The sequence below is a fragment of the Pseudomonas sp. 05N434 genome, assembly GCF_056396965.1.
The window spans coordinates 1-4,490 of the sequence record NZ_JBFTMK010000422.1 but is presented as its reverse complement, the minus strand read 5'-3'; the positions used below and the strand labels follow the sequence as shown (position 1 = coordinate 4,490).

5 protein-coding genes are annotated in these 4,490 nt (G+C 55.3%); 2 read left to right on the top strand and 3 right to left on the bottom strand.

Annotated features, from left to right (window positions below):
- Positions 1-378 precede the first annotated feature (378 nt).
- Entirely contained in the window at positions 379-1,296 is a 918-nt protein-coding gene (gene yegS, locus AC1DLB_RS22345) for a lipid kinase YegS (RefSeq protein WP_477785662.1), read from the top strand.
- Here yegS and AC1DLB_RS22340 read toward each other — a convergent pair.
- From AC1DLB_RS22340 to AC1DLB_RS22330, 3 genes are all read right to left on the bottom strand, one after another.
- Positions 1,280-1,939 carry a response regulator gene (locus AC1DLB_RS22340; protein ID WP_019582509.1) on the bottom strand — a complete coding sequence of 220 codons (660 nt, stop codon included), beginning with the start codon at positions 1,937-1,939 and terminating at the stop codon, positions 1,280-1,282. The two genes, yegS and AC1DLB_RS22340, sit on opposite strands and share 17 nt — an antisense overlap.
- Positions 1,936-2,829, bottom strand: a complete 894-nt coding sequence (locus AC1DLB_RS22335; protein WP_018929997.1) for a sensor histidine kinase — start codon at positions 2,827-2,829, stop codon at positions 1,936-1,938. Before AC1DLB_RS22335 ends, AC1DLB_RS22340 begins: the two co-directional genes overlap by 4 nt.
- 492 nt (positions 2,830-3,321) lie before the next feature.
- On the bottom strand, positions 3,322-3,792 hold the full coding sequence (locus AC1DLB_RS22330; RefSeq protein WP_018929996.1) for a hypothetical protein: 471 nt from the start codon (positions 3,790-3,792) through the stop codon (positions 3,322-3,324).
- A 465-nt stretch (positions 3,793-4,257) separates the two neighbouring features.
- On the opposite strand from AC1DLB_RS22330, the gene AC1DLB_RS22325 reads away from it, so the two are divergent.
- Positions 4,258-4,490, top strand: a 233-nt coding sequence (locus AC1DLB_RS22325) for a chemotaxis protein CheW (RefSeq protein ID WP_477785661.1), incomplete at its 3' end; no start/stop codon positions are given.

Here is a 4,490-nt window from a genome sequence, read left to right as displayed (position 1 = left end):
GTCTGAGAACGGCGCAACCGGAGTTACCGGTAGTCTGAGGTCATGGCTTTGCATGGAATAATTGGCTCCTTGCGTTAAAACCATTCAGGTGGCCGATACGGTTATTACTTACGATTTTTGAGGACCTTAAAGGGGTTCCATTCATTGTTTGCACATCCCTGTGTAATTTACTGGTGATGACTGATAACCGCTGACACAACGGTGTACCAATTGCCCTGATGGGTCAATTGAGCCGATTCCTCAGGTTTTGTAAGAAAAAATACCGCTCTGTAGGACTCAAGTGTCCTTCCCCAGGAAATAATTGAAATCCTTGCGACTTTTATGAGGGGCTGCGAGGTCAACATCTCCCATACGGATTCGGAAAGGGGGGTGATCAAAATGAACGAGCGCAAGGCGCTGTTGATTCTGCATGGCAAGCAGGCACTCAATGAGCAGGTCCGTTCAGCTGTCGAAGGCAAGCGCCAACAAGGCTGGGAACTGGCTGTTCGACTGACCTGGGAGGCTGGTGATGCGCAGCGGCTGGTGGGGGAAGCGTTGACGGCGGGCTATACGCAGCTGATTGCCGGCGGCGGCGATGGCACCTTGCGTGATATCGCCGAAGCCATGGCGGCGCATTCGACTCAGGCCAGCCTGGTGCTTTTGCCCTTGGGCACCGCCAACGATTTTGCACGCGCCGCGGGTGTGCCCCTGGAGCCCGCTCAAGCGCTGGAGCTTTTGGAGGCCGCCCCGCATGCCATTGATCTGGGGGAGGTGGGTGGGCAGGTTTTTCTGAACAYGGCCACGGGCGGCTTTGGCAGTCAGGTCACGGCCAATACTTCCGAGGAACTGAAAAAAATTCTTGGCGGCGCGGCTTATCTCTTCACCGGTTTATCGCGCTTCAGTGAGTTGCATGCGGCCTATGGCGAGTTGCAGGGGCCGGATTTTCACTGGGCCGGTGAGTTGTTGGCATTAGGCATCGGCAATGGCCGACAGGCTGGCGGTGGTCATATGTTGTGCCCGCAGGCGCTGGCTGACGATGGTCTGCTGGATATCAGCATTTTGCCCGCGCCCCAGGAAGTGGTCGGTACCTTGAAAGACCTGCTGACCGATGGCTTCGGAATCGACAACATGTTTGTGCGAGCCCGCTTGCCATGGGTCGAGATCAAAGTATCGGAGGGCCTTTATATCAACCTTGATGGTGAGCCTCTGGAGGGCGATAGCCTGCGGTTTTCGGCACGGCCGGCGGCATTGCGGGTGCATTTGCCCGAGGGCTCGCCGCTGCTGAACGGCTCGAATCCGGCTAATCGTCCAGACTGATGATTTGCTCGCGCACGGCGAACAACACCAGGCCGGCCACATCGTATATCTGCAAGCGTTTCATGATCTGCGAGCGGTGGGTTTCGACAGTCTTGATGCTCAGGCCCAAGCCATTGGCAATTTCCCGGGTGGATTTTCCGCGAACAATCAATCGCAGGATTTCCAGCTGGCGTGCCGTCAGGTTGTGCGAGTCCTGGGTTGGCGCCTGATTTTTCTGGGTTCGGGTCAGCGCCTGGTTGATGACGGTGTGGGCAATGGCCGGGCTCAGGTAGCGTTCGTTATTGCGCAAGGCATCCAGGGCATGTTCGAGCTCGGTGGCCGTGGTGTCTTTGAGCAGGTAGCCATGAGCCCCGGATTCGAGTGCTTGCATGATGAGCGCCGGGTCGGTGTGCATCGACAGGATGAGCACTTTGCACTGCGGACGTACTCGTTTGAGTCGCTGCAAGGCTTCAAGGCCACCGGTTTTCCTCATGGAGATATCCAGCAGGATGATGTCCGGGGACAGTTGCTCGACCATCTCGAGTAACTGCGAGCCGTCACTGGCCTCCCCAATGACCGCATAGCCGGGAATATCCAGCACCAGAGCGCGCACGCCAGCCCTGATAAGCGAGTGGTCGTCCACCAGAAGTAAGTTACAAGTCAACGCATAACCTTATTCGTACTGGCCCGTTCCAGCGCACGGGGCGCCCAGGGGAAGAGTGCTTCGATTTGAGTGCCTTTGCCCGGCTCGCTGGTCACGGTCAGCGTGCCGCCCAACTGATCGATCCGTTCCGACATTCCGGCCATTCCGCGTTGCCCCTCGCGAGCAGGGTCTGCCGCTGGCTCGAACCCCAGGCCATCGTCACTGATTAACAACGTCAGGCCTTGGGGCAGACGTTGCAGGCGGACCAACAGATTCCTGGCTTCGGCATGGCGCAGCATATTGGTAACCGCCTCTTGAGTGATGCGAAAGGCCGCCACCGCCATTTCTTCCGGTATGCCAGTCAAACGTTGATGGCATTCCAGGCTCCAGTTCACGGACGTATTGGCCAGGGTTCTGAGTAAATGTGCACGCAGACTGGCTTCCAGCCCGAGACTGGTCAACTGTCGTGGGTTCAGGATGGCTGATACATCACGAACTTTGGTCAGGGTTTCGTCCAGCGTATCGCAGAGGACCGAACATTGACCCTGCAGTTCTTCAGGCAATCGACGTTTGAGCCATTCACTCTGAAGTTTTGCGGCGGTCAGCAATTGGCCAATATCATCATGCAGTTCCCGACTGAGCCGGTGACGTTCATTTTCCTGAACTTCCAGCAGACGGTCGGCCAATTCTTGAGGCTGAAACTTTATCGATTTGAGCGAGAGGCGATGCCCCACCCAGACGCAGGTCAGCGCCGCAGTATTGAGCACCAGCAGACTCACCGGCAGAGGCATCGACAAGCTGTAGACCAACAGGCTGCCAAGCGTCGAGCAGGTGCACACGAAAAGCGTGAACCGGCGAGCGCTTTTTCGGGAGGGTGGCCACAGGGCGATTGACTTGAGGCTGGCGTACATAGCGGATGGAGCCAATGGATGTTCGCTGCGGGCAGACCGGTCATAAGGGCTGACGGGTCTCTGTTTGAAAATAGGTTGTATGAGTCGCCTTTAATGATGGCAGTGCAATGCTCGAAATAAAGCCTTCAATGTTATGAGCTTGTTCGCGCCAAGGGGCACTCTGTCATTAATTGACGTCAACGAATGGGCGGCATAATACCACTTAAGATACCGTTGGTCGCGTTCGGCACATAGGTGGGCACCTTCAGGAAATAACGTTTTTGGACGATAGTTCCATAATGGAAAAAATTTTTGATTTTTATCTTCGAAAGATATCGAGTGTGCCAGGCGTTTAATTTCTATTGGCAGGCACTATCTGAAGTCGGGGCGGGGGTATCTATTTGTTTCGAGCTGCCATCGACGGGTATGAAATATTCAATTGCGGTATGCGCACACTCAAGTTACAGGGCGGCATCATTACAATAAAAAATGCGCAACACGGGGTTGGTGAATTTAAGCCTGCCGTTCAGAGAACGAAACGAGCCTGAACTGCTTGGAGTGGCTGGGCGGCTGAAACTGACTTTGTCCCACTTGAAATGCAAACGCTTCGATCAGGGACGTCTGTTCACTGTCATCGAGGCCGAGTTGACCGGTGGTCTGGTCGATGAGTTCGAGTTGCCAGGCCATTAACGTGAAGCAATCCTTGAGCGCATCCAGGGCCTGATCATGCAGGTCCATGTGATTCTGGGCGTGGCTCAGCAATCCATGAATGTGCAGCGAGAATTCCGAAACCGTTGCCAGTGCCAAGGCATCGGCCTTGCTTGCCAGCTTGAGAAGGGTACTGAGCATGCAATCGATGGCGTCCTTGTCATTGCTGATCAACTGCAAATGACTCAGGCACTCCTCGAACTTGGCCAGGAGTGTTTCAGCCTCGACGAGAAACTCCGGAATCCGCTGGGCCCACTCTTTAGGGTTGTTCGCCATGCTTATCTCCACAACGTCATGTCAGATGAGGGAATGTCGTGTGTGTCGACGAGAACCTTACGTGTCCCGGCGCTGCCATGCCGCCTTGGTGAGATCGCGCTCTGGCAGGCTTGGGCACCGACTGGGGAACTCGAAAGAGTGGATGGCCACTGACCTGCGATCGCACACAAAAGCCTGACTCCGTTCATGCAATGAGAATGGCGTCACATTAATGGCTATTGGATATTGCGAATATCAGGTTGGGCCTGATTGTGCCTAGGGGAATCCCTTACACAGGGGAACCTAACGTGCAAACCGAGGTCGCGCCGCAAGGGATGAAGCAGATGAATTCACGGGGTCAGTAAAGCATGATGTTAATGTGACATCAATGCTTGGGCATGGCATTTTGTCCGGGGGTCAAGATTCGGCAAAAACTGCCGATAACTCTCTTTAGTGAATTCATCAGAACAAGCCCAGGAGTCATTAATGGCCGGCATTCTCGACACGGTAGACCAACGCACGCAACTGGTGGGTGAGAATCGCCTGGAAATTCTCATGTTCCGGCTGGCCGGACGGCAATTGTTCGCGATCAACGTCTTCAAGGTCCAGGAAGTGCTGCAGCTGCCGAAGCTGACCCTGATGCCGCAGCGTCACCCCTTTGTTTGTGGCGTGGTCAACCTGCGTGGCCAGACGCTGCCGGTGATCGACCTGTCCCAGGC